Below are 14,393 nucleotides of genomic sequence, written 5' to 3'. Positions count from 1 at the left end.
GAGATTCGGAAACATCCCAGTGGTGCGCAAGGGGGGATTTGAACCCCCACGCCCTTTCGGACACTGGCACCTGAAGCCAGCGCGTCTGCCGTTCCGCCACTTGCGCGTGGTGCTCATGCGAGCAGACACAGTGTGCCCGATGAAGGGCCGATGCTCCAAAGCGGCCCCACCGATCACGGCCGGCGGCGGTTGCCCCGAGCTCTCAGCCGCACCCCGGGCAGCCCCGGCGCCGGGATCCGCGACACCTCACCGACATACCCCTGCACCGACCCGAAGCGGCCCATCGATGCCCCCGACACCCCAGACGCCTCCCACTCCTCGCGGGCCGTCACGACCTCCTCGTGCGAGCGCCCGATGAAGTTCCACCACATGACGACCTCCTCGGCGAACGGCTCACCCCCCAGCACGAGCACCCGCGCGCCGTCCGAACCGGCCTGAAGCGCAACGGAACCCGGATGCCGTGGCGCGCCACCGGCATCCGCACCCACGGCCTCGACCACCCCGAGCTCGCCACGCGCCAGGCCCTGCCCGGCGAACACCACCGAGCCACGGTCGACGAGCACCCCCAGCTCGAACCCAACAGGCACCGGCACGTCCACGACGGCACCGGGCTCCAGCACGACCTCCGCCCCGACCAGCGGCGTCGCCACCGCAACCGGCGACGACGACCCGAACAGCGACCCCACGAACACCGACACCACGACCCCGGGCGCCACCGCCACCACATCGGGCACGTGGTGCTCGAAGCGTGGCTCGCACCCCGCCGACTCCGCCGGCAGCACCAGCCACAGCTGCACCCCGTGCAGCACCGACGTCGCCGCCGTCGACACCTCCGAGTGCGAGATGCCGCGCCCGGCCGTCATGAGGTTGACCTCCCCCGGGCGGACGGTCGCGACCGTCCCGAGGGAGTCGCGGTGCTCGACCTCGCCGGTGAACAGCCACGACACCGTCGCCAGACCACAGTGCGGGTGTGGCGCGACGTCCATGCCCCCGGTGACCTCGACGTCATCGGGCCCGTAGTGGTCGACGAAGCACCAGGCGCCGACGAACGAGCGCTCCCTGGCGGGCAGCGTGCGCCGCACCGTCATCGACCGCAGCCCCCCGAGGGGCACCTCGCGGGGCACGATCACCTGCACGCCGTCGTTCATCCGTCCACGGTACGGGGCCGCACTGTCGGAGAACTCCCAGCCGTGACGGATAGGCTGACAAATCGACCGTCCCCCCACACCGCGCAGGAGGTGCTCCATGGGTCTGTTCGACCGACTCGAGGCCGGCATCGAGCGCGCCGTCCAGGGCACGTTCGCCAAGCACCTGCGCTCGGCCGTGCACCCTGTCGAGATCGCCAGCACGATCCGCCGCGCCATGGACGACCGCGCCGTCAGCAGCTCCGGCCGGGCCATCGTGCCGAACGTCTTCACGGTCGAGCTCTCCCCCGGCGACTACGACCGGCTGCACCCCGACCTGGCCGACGTCGAGATGGACCTCGTCGCCGCCGCCGAGGAGCACTGCGACGGTCAGCGCTACCAGCCCGCCGGCCCCTTCGACATCATCTTCGAGGAGCACGACGACCTCGAGACCGGGGTCTTCCGCATCCGCCCGTCCAAGGCGTCGCGCCCCCGGGCGACCGGCACCACCGGCTCCGAGCGTGCGGTGCACCGGCCCAGCACGCCGGATGCCGCTGGCCCACCCCCTGCGCACGTCGCGCCTCGCGCCGCGCTCCCGCCCCCGGCCGCTCGGCCTGCACCCGCCCCACCGGCACCCGCACCGCCGGCCGCTCGCGCCCCCCGGGCCCCCGTCGCCCGCGACCCCGAACCCGAGCGGGCAGCGCCAGCCGCGGCCACCCGGCATCCGGCACCGCCGGTCGCCGCGGCCCCGCGGCGGGTCAACCCGGCCGACCGCCCCTGGCTCGACGTCGACGGCGAGCGCTACCCGCTCATGGGGGCCATCACGATCCTCGGCCGCGACGACATCGCCGACATCATCCTCGACGACCCGGGCATCTCCCGCCGGCACAGCGAGCTTCGCGTCACGACCGACGGCCCCCGCTTCGTGACCACGATCCGCGACCTCGGCTCGACGAACGGCACCTTCGTCAACGGCGAGCGCATCACGAGCGAGCACCTCGAGGACGGCGACCGCATCACCGTGGGCCGCACCTCGATCACGTTCCGTGGCGGGCGGAGGTGACGTCGGCGTGCTGAGCGAGCTGACCATCACCCTCATGCGGCTCGGGCTCCTCGTGCTGCTGTGGTTCTTCGTGTTCGCCATCGTCGGCGTCCTGCGCGGTGACCTGTACGGCACCCGCGTCGGCCGGCGCTCCGCCGGCAAGGCCAGGGCCGCGAAGGCCGCCAAGCCGGCCAAGCCCGCACCCGTCGCAGTGGCTGCCGGCCCCGCGGCCGGGGGCGCGGTGGCCACGGCCCCGGCTCAGGCCCCCGCTCGAGGCGGTCGGTTCGGCCGTCGTGGCGGCGGCAAGGGCCCGACCAGGCTCACGGTGACGGCCGGGCAGCTCGCCGGCACGACCCTGCCGCTGCGCCCGGCCGGCACCCTCATCGGTCGCAGCCCCGAGTGCGCCCTCGTGCTCGACGACGACTACGTCTCGGGCCGCCATGCCCGCATCTTCCAGGCCGACGACGGCACGTGGATGGTCGAGGACCTGCGCTCCACCAACGGCACGTTCCTCGGTGCGAACCGCCTGACCGAGCCGCGCGAGGTCGCCGTCGGCAGCGTACTGCGGATCGGCCAGACCGTCGTCGAACTGCAGAGGTGACGGATGCCGTTCGCCTTCCACTACGCCGCCCGCTCGGACGTCGGCATGGTCCGGTCCAACAACGAGGACTCCGCCTACGCCGGGCCGCACCTGCTCGCCCTCGCCGACGGCATGGGCGGCCACGCGGGCGGTGACGTCGCGAGCTCGACGGTGATCGCCGGGCTGGTCTCCCTCGACGACGAGGCCCTCAGCGGGCGCGACCTCAGTGAGGCCCTGCTGGCCCGCATCCTGTCCGCGAACGCCGACATCGGCAACGAGGTGCGCTCCGAGCCGCGCCTGGACGGCATGGGCACCACCCTCATCGCGATGCTGCGCTCGGGCGACAAGATCGTCCTGGCCCACATCGGCGACTCACGAGCCTTCATGGTGCGCGACGGGGTCGTCACCCAGATCACCAAGGACCACTCCTTCGTGCAGACCCTCGTCGACGAGGGGCGGATCACCCCCGAGGAGGCCCAGACCCACCCGCAGCGCTCGCTCGTGACCCGGGTGCTGACCGGGTCCGTCGACGACGAGCCCGACCTCGTCGTGCGTCAGGGCCGCATCGGCGACCGCTACCTGCTGGCCTCCGACGGCCTCACCGACTACGTCGCCCGCGACACCATCCACGAGGTGCTGACGGCGCCCGGGAGCCCGGCTGACTGCGCCGACCGGCTCGTGGCCCTCGCCCTGCGCGCCGGCGCCCCGGACAACGTCACGGTGATCGTCAGCGACATCGTCGACGGCACCACCGACTCGGCGCCCCCGACCCAGCCGCAGGTCGTCGGCGCGGCAGCGGTGCGCGAGAAGGGCACCCGGCCGATGCCGACGACACCCGCCGCGAAGGCGGCGGCGCTGACCCAGGAGGCGACGCGAGCGGCATCCGGCAGCGGCGCCGAGGCCGACGCCGGAGGTGACGGGGTCACCCTCGCCGAGGAGGGTCCACGCTCGCGCGGGGGCACCGTCCTGCGGCTGCTGGCCCTGGTGGTCGTCTCGGCGGTCGTGCTCGCGGGCGGCTCGTATGCCGCGTACGCCTGGTCCCAGCAGCAGTACCACCTCAGCGGGAGCGACGGCGTCGTCACGGTCTACCAAGGGGTGAACCAGACGCTGGGGCCGATCTCGCTGTCGCGCCCGCTGTACACGACGACCATCGCCGTCGACGACCTCCCTCCCTCGTACCAGAGCAGCCTCGAGCAGGGCATCGACGTCGATGACCGCGCCGCCGCCGACGCCCGGGTCGAGGAGCTGCGCCTGCAGGCCACCGCCTGCCGGTGGGCGCGCCTGAACGGCGAGGAGTGCCGCACGGTGCCGTCGACGTGGACCCCACCGAGCCCCACGCCGAGCCCGACCCCGAGCGGCACCCCGAGCGGCGCGACCCCCACCCCGACACCGTCGCCCACGACCACCTCGCCGGGGCCCTCGCCCACCGGCAGCCCGGTGACCGCATGAGTGTCGTCTCGTCGTACACCCCGAGGCGAGGACGCAACGTCGAGCTCGTGCTCCTCATCGGCGCCGTCGCGATCGTGCTGCTCGCCTACGTCAACGTCGGGCTGGCGACGTCGGAGACGATCCCGCCTGGCACGATGGCGCTCGCCGGGGGCTACCTCGCGATGGCCGTCGGGTTCCACCTCGTGCTGCGCTGGCGGGCGTCCTACGCCGACCCGCTCATGCTGCCGATCATCACCCTGCTCAACGGGCTCGGGTTGGTGATGATCCACCGCATCGACCTCGCCAACGGCACGTCGATCTCCGACGGGGTGGCCCTGCGCCAGCTCATGTGGACGGGTGTCGCCGTCGTCATCGCCGCCGCCGTGCTCGTCGTGCTGCGCGACCACCGGGTGCTGCGCCGCTACACCTACCTCGCGGGCGTGGTCGGTTTCGTCCTGCTCCTGCTGCCGCTCATGCCCGTCATCGGCACGTCGATCTACGGCGCCCGGATCTGGATCCGCATCGGCTCGATGTCCTTCCAGCCCGGCGAGATCGCCAAGATCGCTCTGGCCGTCTTCTTCGCCGGCTACCTCGTGCAGACCCGGGACGCCCTCTCGGTCGCCGGGCGCAAGGTGCTCGGGCTGACCCTGCCGCGCGCCCGCGACCTCGGGCCGATCCTCATCGCCTGGCTCGCCAGTCTCGCCGTCCTGGTGTTCGAGCGCGACCTCGGTTCCTCGCTGTTGTTCTTCGGCCTGTTCGTCGCGATGCTCTACGTCGCGACCGAACGGGTGTCCTGGATCGCCATCGGCCTCACCCTGTTCGCCGCCGGCGCGTACGTGGCATACCTGATCTTCGGGCACGTCCAGACCCGCGTGCTGCTGTGGCTCGACACCTTCAGCCCCGAGGCCCTTCAGGCCTCGGACCAGCTGGCCAAGGGGCTCATGGGCATGGCCGCCGGAGGGATGTTCGGCACGGGTCTGGGTCGGGGGCGGCCCGACCTGACGTACTTCGCCGAGTCCGACTTCATCATCCCGAGCTTCGGTGAGGAGATCGGGCTCGTCGGGTTGTTCGCCCTGCTCATGCTCTACGTGCTGCTCGTGCAGCGCGGGTTGCGCACCTCGCTCGGCACCCGCGACGGCTTCGGCAAGCTGCTCGCCGCCGGCCTGTCGTTCTCGCTCGCACTCCAGTGCTTCGTCGTCGTCGGCGGGGTGACCCGCGTCATCCCCCTCACCGGCCTGACCATGCCGTTCCTGTCCTCGGGCGGGTCCTCGCTGCTGGCCAACTGGACCCTCGTCGCCATCCTGCTGCGCATCTCCGACCACGCCCGCCGCCCCATGCCGGAGGTCAACTTGGCCCACGAGGTCGGCCAGGCCCACACCGAGGTGGTGAGGATGCCGTGAACGCGCCCGTGCGTCGCCTCTCGATCGTCGTCGCGATCCTCTTCGCGTCGCTGCTCGTGTCGACGACCCTCATCCAGTACGTCTTCGCCGCCGACCTGAACGCCCGGCCCGACAACCGGCGAACGCTGTTGTCGACGTATGCCCGCGAGCGCGGCTCGATCCTCGTCGGCCAGACGTCCGTGGCGAGCTCGGTGCCCGTCGACGACCAGTTCAAGTTCCAGCGCGAGTACTCCAACGGCGAGCTCTACGCCCACGTCACCGGCTCCTACTCCTTCTACGGTGCCTCCGGTGGGCTCGAGCAGGCCGAGAACGCCTACCTCTCCGGGTCGAGCGACAAGCTGTTCTACCGACGGGTCTCCGACCTGTTCACCGGCCGCCGCCCGCAGGGCGCAACCCTGGAGACCACGCTCGACCCCGCGGTCCAGCGCGCGGCAGTGAAGGCGATGACCGGCATCCGAGGTGCTGCCGTCGCCCTCGACCCGAAGACGGGCGCGATCCTCGCGATGGTGAGCCAGCCGACGTTCGACCCCAACGACCTGGCCGGGCACGACCTGACCGCGCTCGACGAGAACTACGACAAGCTCAACACCGACCCGCAGCGCCCGCTGGTCAACCGCACCATCAACGGTGACCTCTACCCGCCCGGGTCGATCTTCAAGGTGATCACCGCCGCGGCAGCCCTGTCCTCGGGTGAGTACACCGAGGACAGCGTGCTGCCCGGGCCCGCCGTGCTCAACCTGCCCGGCACCACGGCGAGCCTGCCGAACATGTTCGACGGGGCCTGCGGCGCCAACGACAAGGTGTCCTTCACCCGGGCGATGGCGATCTCGTGCAACACCGCCTTCGCCGCGGTCGGCATGGACATCGGCGCCGACGCCCTGCGGGCCCAGGCCGAGAAGTTCGGCTTCGGCGATTCGCTGAGCGTGCCCATGCGGGTCACCCCGAGCACGATCCCCGCCGAGCTGAACATGCCCCAGCTCGCGCAGTCCTCGATCGGCCAGTTCGACGTGCGGGTCACCCCGCTGCAGATGGCCATGGTCGCGGCCGGGGTCGCCAACGACGGCACGGTCATGAAGCCCTACCTCGTGCAGTCGGTTATCGGGTCCGACCTGTCCGTCATCGACACCACCGATCCGCAGGAGCTGTCGCAGGCGGTGACCCCCGATGTTGCGGCACAGTTGACCCGGATGATGGAGGCCGTCGTCAGCGACGGTTCGGGGACGCGGGCGCAGATCGACGGGGTGGCGGTCGCGGGCAAGTCGGGGACGGCGCAGCACGGTGAGGGCCGCAAGCCCCACGCCTGGTTCATCTCCTTCGCCCCGGCGGACGACCCGCAGATCGCGGTCGCCGTCATCGCGGAGGACGGGGGTGTCACCGGCAGCGAGATCGGTGGCGGCCGCGTGGCCGCACCGATCGCCCGCCAGATGATGGAAGCACGGCTGAAGTGATGGAATCGATGAGGAGCGCACGGCATGGCTGAGGTCCCCAAGTTGCTCGGCGGCCGCTACGAGGTGGACACCCTGCTCGGACGTGGCGGGATGGCCGAGGTCCACCTCGGCTACGACACCCGCCTCGGTCGCCAGGTCGCCGTCAAGATGCTGCGCAACGAGCTCGCGCGCGACCACACGTTCCTCACCCGCTTCCGCCGCGAGGCCCAGTCGGCTGCCGGGCTCAACCACGCGTCCATCGTCGCCGTCTACGACCACGGCGAGGACACCGTCACCGAGAGCGGCGGGGCCGAGGTGCGGGTGCCCTACATCATCATGGAGTTCGTCGACGGCAAGACGCTGCGCGAGGTCATCAACGAGCGGGGCACGCTCGAGCCGACCGAGGCGATGCGGATCACCGAGGGCGTCCTCGACGCCCTCGCGTACAGCCACCGCAACGGCATCGTGCACCGTGACATCAAGCCGGCCAACGTCATGATCGGGGCGGACGGCACCATCAAGGTGATGGACTTCGGCATCGCCCGGGCCCTCGCCGACGCCAACGCCACGATGACGCAGACCCAGTCGGTCGTCGGCACGGCCCAGTACCTCTCGCCCGAGCAGGCCCAGGGACAGGCCGTCGACGAGCGATCGGACCTGTACTCGGCGGGGTGCATGCTCTTCGAGCTGCTGACCGGCCGGGCGCCCTTCCTCGGCGACAGCATGGTGTCGATCGCCTACCAGCACGTCGGTGAGCAGCCGCTGCCCCCGTCGCGCTTCGCCCCCGCCATCCCCGAAGACCTCGACGCGGTCGTCATGCACGCGTTGGCCAAGCCCCGCGACGCCCGCTACCAGAGTGCCGGCGAGTTCCGCAGCGACCTCCAGGCGGTACGGCTCGGCCGCCCGATCAGTGCCGCGGCCCGAGCCACGGCGGTGGCCCTGGCCAGCGGTGCCGGTGCGGCGGCCCTCACCGCTGACGCCACCGAGGCGCTGCCGGCCATCACGTCCGAGCAGACCCAGGTGCTGTCGCCCGGGGCCGTGCCGGCGGAGGTCCCGGTCGGCACGAACACCGAGACCTTCCCGGCCCTGGCCGACGACACGCAGGACAAGCGGAAGAAGAGCGGCTGGGTGGTGTTGGCGATCTTCGCGGTCGCAGCGCTGGCGGCGCTCGCGTTCGGCCTCTCGTCGTACTTCGGCGAGGAGGAGGTGCCGCAGGTGACGGTGCCGACCGTCGTCGACAAGCCGGAGCAGACGGCCATCGCCGAGCTGGCGCGAGCCGGGCTCGAGGTTGACGTCATCCGCCAGGCCAGTGACACGGTGCCGGCTGACGTCGTGATCAGCCAGACGCCCCAGGGTGGGACCGAGGTCGATCGCGGCAGCCCCGTGCGCCTCGTCGTGTCCTCCGGCCCGACCGCGATCACCGTGCCCGACCTCGCCGGCAAGACCGCTGACGAGGCCCGACAGCTGCTCGGCGACCTCGGCCTGACCCTCGGCACCGTCACCGACGTGGACGACCCTAAGACCCCGCAGGGGCAGATCATCGACTCCAACCCGGCAGTCGGCGCCTCGGTGAGCCCCGGGTCGTCGATCAGCGTGCGGGTCGGAACCGGTCAGGTCGTCGTCCCCAACGTCGTCGGCAAACCGTTGAGCGAGGCCCAGCAGCTGCTCTCGAACGTCGGCCTGTCTCCCGAGACGTCGTTCCGCGTCAGCTCGGAGGTTCCGGAGAACCGGGTGCTCGAGCAGGATCCGCCGAGCGGCAAGATCGAGATCGGCGGCACGGTTCGGATCGTCGTGTCGCAGAAGGCGGCTCCCACACCGACGCCCACCCCGACCCCCACGCCGGAGCCGACCACGGAGCCCACACCTGAGCCGTCGCCGAGCGACTCCCCGCCCGACGACCCGGTGCCCTCTCCCTCCCCCTGACCCTCCCGTACCCCCAGCGACCACTAGGTCACCACAGGTACAGCCAACGCCAGACCTCCCGTACCCCCAGCGACCAATAGGTCACCACAGGTACAGCCAACGCCAGACCTCCCGTACCCCCAGTGACCTATTGGTCACTTCAGGTACGCAGGGGGATGCCGGGAGGTTGGGTTCGGCGGTCGGATGCCGGTCAGCCGGCGGCGACCATCCGCGCCACACCCGCGGCGTCGTGCACCAGCGGGCTGAGCCCGACGGAGCGGTCGACGGCATCCGGCATCCCGCACATCGCCAACCAGTTCGCGAACATCCGGTGGCCGCCGTGGGTGAGCACCGACTCGGGGTGGAACTGCACCCCGTGCAGCGGCAGGCTCGCGTGACGCACGGCCATGATGATCCCCGACTCGGTGCGCCCGTTGGCGATCAGCGAGTCGGGCATCGTCGCGGGGGCGATGGTCAGGGAGTGGTAGCGCGTCGCGGTGAAGGGGTCCGACACTCCGGCCAGCACCCCGGTGCCGTCGTGGTGCACCTGCGAGGTCTTGCCGTGCAGCAGTTCCGGCGCGCGCCCCACCGTCGCCCCGAGCACGACCCCGAGCGCCTGGTGGCCCAGGCAGACGCCGAGCATCGGCTGGGACCGCTCGGCGCAGGCCTCGATCATCGCCATCGAGACTCCGGCCTCCTCGGGCGTTCCGGGGCCCGGCGAGACGAGCACCCCGTCGAAGTCGGCGCCGTCGGCCGGGCTGATCGCGTCGTTGCGCACGACCTCGCAGTCGGCGCCGAGCTGCTCGAGGTAGCCGACGATCGTGAAGACGAAGCTGTCGTAGTTGTCGACGACGAGGATCCGGGTCATGGGTCCATGGTGCACCGTCAGGCGCCGGTCACGGGCCGACCGTCGACTCCGTGAACGGCAACAGGGTGCTCACCCACGGGAAGAGCCACGTGAAGCAGGCCGCCACGACGAGCTCGGCCAGCACCAGGCAGAGCACGGCGCGCACCCAGGTGCGGCCGGGCAACGAACGCCAGAGGACGGCATCCATGGGTCAGCCCAGCCCTTCTGGCAGTCGAGAGGAGGCGACACGCAGGGCGAACGACTGATCCGTGCGCATGTTGCCTCCACTCGACTCGGCAGCCGATGCCGTCGTCAGGCGAGCCGGGTCCCACTCGGCCCGCGGCACCGGCATCCGAGGGGACGGGGGCGATCACCTCGACGTCGCTGGGGTACACGATCTCGCGCGAGCGCCAGCACGCCGCGCCCGGTGCCCTCGATGATCGGCCGGGCGTAGTCGTCGCCGAAGCGCGGGATCCGCAGGACGGCGAAGGCACCATCGTCGTTCAGTGCATCGGGGATGCCGTTCGCGGGCACCGGTGCGGAGGTCGCCTCCGCGCCCTGCCGGGCGAACGTGGCCTCGAGGCTGTCGACGACCTGGGTCTGCGCCCGGTTGGAGACCACATCGGTCCACCACAGTTGCCAGGCCGCGAACAGCAGCACGAGCACCCCGAGCGTGACGAGGAATTCACCGGCCCAGCGGCGACACGGCGCACGATCACGCGGTGGGGACCTGGGCGTGCTCCGGGACGATGGAGCCCACGAAGGCCGGGAAGGTCTGCTCGCCGACCAGGGCCGAGTCGTAGCCCAGACCCACGGCGACCGACCACTGCCGCAGGTTCTCGACCTGGGGGTCCTCGTCGAGGGCGTCGCGCATGGCGCCGGTGTCGCCGATCGCGGTGATGACGTAGGGCGGGGAGTAGACCCGGCCCTGGAGGATCAGGGTGTTGCCGACGCAGCGCACCGCGCTCGAGGAGATCACCCGCTGGTCCTGGAGCATCATCGCCTCGGCACCGCCGGCCCACAGGGCGTTGACGACGGCCTGGACGTCCTGCTGGTGGATGACGTAGTCGTCGGGGTCGGCCCCGTCGGGCAGTTCACCGCCGGGCAGCTTGGCGTCATTGAGGGTGACGCGCAACGCGGGGCCGACGACCTCGGTGCGCCCCGCGCCGACCGCGAGCTGGTTCGCCTTGTCCTCGAGGTCTCGGGTCTCGAGGTCACCCGGGGCCAGGGCCGCGGTCGCCTCGTCGACCTTGGCCTGGAGCTCGTTGAGCCGGGAGGCGTACTCCTCGTTGGTGCGGTTCTGGGCGCGGATCAGGTCGGCCAGCTCACCCTGCTCGGGGCGCAGAGCGCCGCTCTCGGAGGCCCGCACGCTGGAGGCGAAGAGGGCGCCCGCCACGAGGGCAGCCACCGGCACCAGCCAGGGCCACGGAGAGGGTCGGTCGACCCGCCCGCCGTGTGTACCGGGCATGCTGTCAACCTCCTCTCGGGAACACCCTCTACGCTAGGCCACTACATCAACGCCACGAGGAGACAGTTCGTGCCCGAGTCCAAGGGTCGCTCCAAGCCCGCCTACACGCCACCCCGTTCCGCGAAGAAGGATCCGGGGCCCAACGCGCGCTGGTTCGTGCCCGTCATGCTCGGGCTCATGCTGGCGGGGCTCATCTGGGTCGTCACGTACTACATCTCCGGGGTCAACGAGTACCCCGTGCCGCAGCTCGGCCGGTGGAACCTCGGTGTCGGCTTCGGCCTGATGATGTCCGGCTTCCTCATGACCACGCGCTGGCGCTGACCACCACATCTCTGTTGTCCCCAGATCGACCTATTGGTCGATCTGGGGACAACCTGTGTCTGGGGACGCCTGCTCAGGCCCGGGTCGGCGCCATCCGCCCGAGCCATCGAGCCTTGGCCAGAGTTATCCACAGGCCCTGTCCACACTGGGGACGAATGACATCCGTGTAATCCACAGCCCCGGGCAGCCGCGGCGAGCCTGCTCCCAGGTCAGGCGGTGGCGTACTTGGCCAGCGACAGCACGACGAGCAGCACGGACAACCCGCCGAGCGCCACCCAGTGCACCCGTCGGTCGACGGGCTTGAGCGGCCCGCGGTTGCGCCCGAGGTAGGCGATCGCCGCTGCGGCCGCGGCCCCGGTGAGCGCCCCACCGAGGTGGGCCTGCCAGGCGATGTTCGGCAGCACGAACCCGATGACCGCGTTGATGCCGATGATGACGTACATGCCCGCAGCCGAGCGCCCCAGACGACGCTGGAGCACCAGGAACGCACCGAACAGGCCGAACACCGCGCCCGAGGCCCCGACCGCAGGGGTCCACCACATGCCCGGGCCGAACGCCACGGCTTCCTCGTAGCTCTGCGGCGCCGCCAGCAACAGGTAGAAGACCGACCCACCGAACGCGCTCAGCAGGTAGATGGCGATGAACCGGGCCCGGCCGAGCATCGGCTCGAGGTAGGTGCCCATGATCCACAGCGCGTACATGTTGAACGCGATGTGCATGATCGAGCCGTGGGCGAACGCCGACGTGATGAAGCGCCACGGCTCGGACTGTCCGAGCACCGGCGAGAACCAGATCTGCCGCTCGAACCCGGGCACCGCGGACTGCGCCAGGAACACGGCGACGCAGATCCCGATGAGCGTCATCGTCACGACGGGGCGGCCGTCGGTCACGGCCCCGCCGAAGACGGTGCGCACCTGGCGCACCGTCTTCGCACCCTCGGCCACGCAGTCGACGCACTGGATGCCGACGGCAGCGGGCCGCTGGCACTCGGGGCAGGTCGGCCGCATGCACCGCTGGCAGCGCACGTACGACTCCCGATCGGGGTGGCGAGGGCACACCGGAACCGGTGCCACGGCATCCGGGGATGCCGGTTGCTCAGCCACGTCGGGACTCCCGCCTCGCGCGCTCGGTCACGACCAGCGTCAGTCGTTCAGCTCGACGCGCTCGATGACGACGTCCTCGAGGGGCTTGTCCTGGGCCCCGGTGCGGACGCCGGCGATCTTGTCGACGACCTCGCGGCTCGGGCCGTCGGCGACCTCACCGAAGATGGTGTGCTTGCCGTTGAGCCAGGTCGTCGGGGCGACGGTGATGAAGAACTGCGAGCCGTTCGTGCCCTTGCCCATGCGCTTGCCGGCGTTGGCCATGGCGAGGATGTAGGGGCGGTCGAACTGCTTGTCGGGGTGGATCTCGTCGTCGAAGTTGTAGCCCGGACCGCCCATGCCGCGGCCCAGCGGGCAGCCACCCTGGATCATGAAGCCGGGGATGATGCGGTGGAAGATCAGGCCGTCGAAGTACGGGGTCGGGTTGCTGCGACCCGCGTCGTCCTTGTACTCCTTCTCGCCGGTCGCGAGACCGGTGAAGTTGGCGACGGTCTTGGGCGCCTCGTTCGGGAAGAGCTCGACGACGATGGGGCCATAATTCGTGTGCAGGGTTGCCTTCATGCCGTCGATCCTCTCACGACGTCCTGACGGTGCCTGCTCGCCCGTCGCCCGACGACGCGGGCCATCGGCCGACAGATCAGGCTGCACCCACCATCGCGTCGAGGTGGGGCCACAGGGCAAGATGGAGGGCAAGACAACGTCCACACGAGGAGGACACGTGTTCCGTTCCGACAGCAAGGCCGACCAGGCCAAGGATGCCGTCACCACCGGGGTTGCAAACGTCACCGACAGCGCTCACGACGCCGCCGAGCGCGCAGCCGAGCTGAAGGTCAAGGCCGCCGAGGCAGCCGAGGCCGCTGCTGCGACCGCCGCTGCCGCCAAGGTGAAGGCTGCCGAGGCCGCTGAGTACGCCCAGGGCGCCGCGGAGACGGCCAAGGAGAAGGCGCACCACGCCGCCGAGAACCTGGCCCCCAAGGTCGAGTCCGCGCGTGAGGTGTTCGTCGAGGACGTCCTGCCCAAGGTCGTCAGCGCCATCGCCGCGGTCGCCGCTGGTGCCGCCGCCGCGAAGGACACCGCCACCGAGACCGCAGAGCGCGCGCCCGACGCCTTCGCCGTGCTCAAGGGTGACGCCGTCGCCAAGCAGGGTGGTGGCAAGGGCAAGTGGCTGCTGCTGCTCGGGGCCATCGCTGCCGGTGCCGCGATCATGGCCTACCGCAAGAGCAACGAGCGCCCCGACCCGTGGGCGACCGCGGGCACGTACACCCCGCCCAAGAGCACGTCGGAGAAGGTCAGCGACCTGGCCGACAAGGCCAAGGACAAGGCTGCTGCCGCGTCGGATGCCGTGTCCGGCGCCGTCTCGGACGCCAAGGACAAGGCGGCTGACGCCAAGGACGCCGTGGCCGAGAAGGTCGCGGACGTCAAGGACGCGGCTGGCGACGCGGCGCACGACGCGAAGGACGCGGCATCCGACGCCGTGGACACCGCTGGCGACGCGGTCTCGGATGCCGGTGACACGGCATCCGATGCGATCGACGACGCGAAGGACGCGGCTTCGGACGCAGCCGACGCGGTCGGTGACGCGGCGCACGACACCAAGGACGCGGCATCCGACGCCGTTGACGAGGCCAAGCGCGAGAGCTGACCGCTGGCTGGGGGCCAGGAGCGCGATCGATCGCGCGATCGACCCCCCACCCCCGCAGCACACGACGACGCCGGCCGCTCCTCACGGGGCGGCCGGCGTCGTCGTGTCCGTC

General features: G+C 71.1%; 15 protein-coding genes and 1 tRNA gene. 8 read left to right on the top strand and 8 right to left on the bottom strand.

Going from position 1 to position 14,393, the window contains the following annotated elements; genetic code table 11:
• Window positions 1-20 precede the first annotated feature (20 nt).
• Window positions 21-106 (bottom strand) — tRNA-Leu (locus C8E84_RS11700).
• Between the two features lie 67 nt (window positions 107-173).
• On the bottom strand, window positions 174-1,148 hold the full coding sequence (locus C8E84_RS11695; RefSeq protein WP_159902329.1) for a pirin family protein: 975 nt from the start codon (window positions 1,146-1,148) through the stop codon (window positions 174-176).
• Between the two features lie 97 nt (window positions 1,149-1,245).
• Here C8E84_RS11695 and C8E84_RS11690 point away from each other — a divergent pair, with 97 nt between their 5' ends.
• From C8E84_RS11690 to pknB, 6 genes are read left to right on the top strand one after another with little or no spacing between them, the layout of a single operon-like run.
• Window positions 1,246-2,187 (top strand): FHA domain-containing protein, encoded by a 942-nt coding sequence (locus C8E84_RS11690; RefSeq protein ID WP_159902327.1) that lies wholly within the window; start codon window positions 1,246-1,248, stop codon window positions 2,185-2,187.
• A gap of 7 nt (window positions 2,188-2,194) precedes the next feature.
• Complete coding sequence (locus tag C8E84_RS11685; protein WP_343041641.1) at window positions 2,195-2,767, top strand: FHA domain-containing protein FhaB/FipA; 573 nt, start codon at window positions 2,195-2,197, stop codon at window positions 2,765-2,767.
• A 3-nt stretch (window positions 2,768-2,770) separates the two neighbouring features.
• A complete protein-coding gene (locus C8E84_RS11680) occupies window positions 2,771-4,195 on the top strand; it encodes a PP2C family protein-serine/threonine phosphatase (protein WP_159902325.1) in 1,425 nt (474 codons plus the stop codon).
• Window positions 4,192-5,574, top strand: coding sequence for an FtsW/RodA/SpoVE family cell cycle protein (locus C8E84_RS11675; protein ID WP_159904797.1), 1,383 nt, complete (start codon window positions 4,192-4,194; stop codon window positions 5,572-5,574). Before C8E84_RS11680 ends, C8E84_RS11675 begins: the two co-directional genes overlap by 4 nt.
• Complete coding sequence (locus C8E84_RS11670; RefSeq protein WP_159902323.1) at window positions 5,571-7,022, top strand: peptidoglycan D,D-transpeptidase FtsI family protein; 1,452 nt, start codon at window positions 5,571-5,573, stop codon at window positions 7,020-7,022. Before C8E84_RS11675 ends, C8E84_RS11670 begins: the two co-directional genes overlap by 4 nt.
• Before the next feature lie 24 nt (window positions 7,023-7,046).
• Complete coding sequence (pknB, locus tag C8E84_RS11665; protein ID WP_159902321.1) at window positions 7,047-8,924, top strand: Stk1 family PASTA domain-containing Ser/Thr kinase; 1,878 nt, start codon at window positions 7,047-7,049, stop codon at window positions 8,922-8,924.
• Window positions 8,925-9,114: 190 nt separating this feature from the next.
• Here pknB and C8E84_RS11660 read toward each other — a convergent pair whose 3' ends face one another.
• From C8E84_RS11660 to C8E84_RS11650, 4 genes are all read right to left on the bottom strand, one after another.
• Window positions 9,115-9,771, bottom strand: coding sequence for an aminodeoxychorismate/anthranilate synthase component II (locus tag C8E84_RS11660; protein ID WP_159902319.1), 657 nt, complete (start codon window positions 9,769-9,771; stop codon window positions 9,115-9,117).
• A gap of 28 nt (window positions 9,772-9,799) precedes the next feature.
• Complete coding sequence (locus C8E84_RS17680) at window positions 9,800-9,958, bottom strand: hypothetical protein (RefSeq protein WP_170296283.1); 159 nt, start codon at window positions 9,956-9,958, stop codon at window positions 9,800-9,802.
• Between the two features lie 104 nt (window positions 9,959-10,062).
• Window positions 10,063-10,410 carry a class E sortase gene (locus tag C8E84_RS11655; protein ID WP_159902317.1) on the bottom strand — a complete coding sequence of 116 codons (348 nt, stop codon included), beginning with the start codon at window positions 10,408-10,410 and terminating at the stop codon, window positions 10,063-10,065.
• A gap of 55 nt (window positions 10,411-10,465) precedes the next feature.
• Window positions 10,466-11,218, bottom strand: a complete 753-nt coding sequence (locus C8E84_RS11650; protein ID WP_159902315.1) for a DUF881 domain-containing protein — start codon at window positions 11,216-11,218, stop codon at window positions 10,466-10,468.
• 69 nt (window positions 11,219-11,287) lie between these two features.
• On the opposite strand from C8E84_RS11650, the gene C8E84_RS11645 reads away from it, so the two are divergent.
• Window positions 11,288-11,539 carry a cell division protein CrgA gene (locus C8E84_RS11645; RefSeq protein WP_159902313.1) on the top strand — a complete coding sequence of 84 codons (252 nt, stop codon included), beginning with the start codon at window positions 11,288-11,290 and terminating at the stop codon, window positions 11,537-11,539.
• A 209-nt stretch (window positions 11,540-11,748) separates the two neighbouring features.
• Here C8E84_RS11645 and C8E84_RS11640 read toward each other — a convergent pair whose 3' ends face one another.
• A complete protein-coding gene (locus C8E84_RS11640) occupies window positions 11,749-12,642 on the bottom strand; it encodes a rhomboid family intramembrane serine protease (protein WP_246196908.1) in 894 nt (297 codons plus the stop codon).
• A 39-nt stretch (window positions 12,643-12,681) separates the two neighbouring features.
• On the bottom strand, window positions 12,682-13,200 hold the full coding sequence (locus C8E84_RS11635; RefSeq protein ID WP_159902311.1) for a peptidylprolyl isomerase: 519 nt from the start codon (window positions 13,198-13,200) through the stop codon (window positions 12,682-12,684).
• Between the two features lie 157 nt (window positions 13,201-13,357).
• On the opposite strand from C8E84_RS11635, the gene C8E84_RS11630 reads away from it, so the two are divergent.
• Window positions 13,358-14,281 (top strand): hypothetical protein, encoded by a 924-nt coding sequence (locus tag C8E84_RS11630; protein WP_159902309.1) that lies wholly within the window; start codon window positions 13,358-13,360, stop codon window positions 14,279-14,281.
• Window positions 14,282-14,393: the final 112 nt, after the last annotated feature.

This window comes from Ornithinibacter aureus (assembly GCF_009858245.1).
Classification (GTDB): Bacteria; Actinomycetota; Actinomycetes; order Actinomycetales; family Dermatophilaceae; genus Fodinibacter; species Fodinibacter aureus.
This window is presented reverse-complemented; position numbering and strand designations above follow the sequence as displayed.

Bases quoted from the DNA above. Each gene is read 5' to 3' on its own strand.
- C8E84_RS11680 (WP_159902325.1), top strand. From the start codon at position 2,771: ATGCCGTTCGCCTTCCACTACGCCGCCCGCTCGGACGTCGGCATGGTC.
- C8E84_RS11690 (WP_159902327.1), top strand. From the start codon at position 1,246: ATGGGTCTGTTCGACCGACTCGAGGCCGGCATCGAGCGCGCCGTCCAG.
- pknB (WP_159902321.1), top strand. From the start codon at position 7,047: ATGGCTGAGGTCCCCAAGTTGCTCGGCGGCCGCTACGAGGTGGACACC.
- C8E84_RS11635 (WP_159902311.1), bottom strand. From the start codon at position 13,200: ATGAAGGCAACCCTGCACACGAATTATGGCCCCATCGTCGTCGAGCTC.
- C8E84_RS11650 (WP_159902315.1), bottom strand. From the start codon at position 11,218: ATGCCCGGTACACACGGCGGGCGGGTCGACCGACCCTCTCCGTGGCCC.
- C8E84_RS11695 (WP_159902329.1), bottom strand. From the start codon at position 1,148: ATGAACGACGGCGTGCAGGTGATCGTGCCCCGCGAGGTGCCCCTCGGG.
- C8E84_RS11675 (WP_159904797.1), top strand. From the start codon at position 4,192: ATGAGTGTCGTCTCGTCGTACACCCCGAGGCGAGGACGCAACGTCGAG.
- C8E84_RS17680 (WP_170296283.1), bottom strand. From the start codon at position 9,958: ATGGATGCCGTCCTCTGGCGTTCGTTGCCCGGCCGCACCTGGGTGCGC.
- C8E84_RS11660 (WP_159902319.1), bottom strand. From the start codon at position 9,771: ATGACCCGGATCCTCGTCGTCGACAACTACGACAGCTTCGTCTTCACG.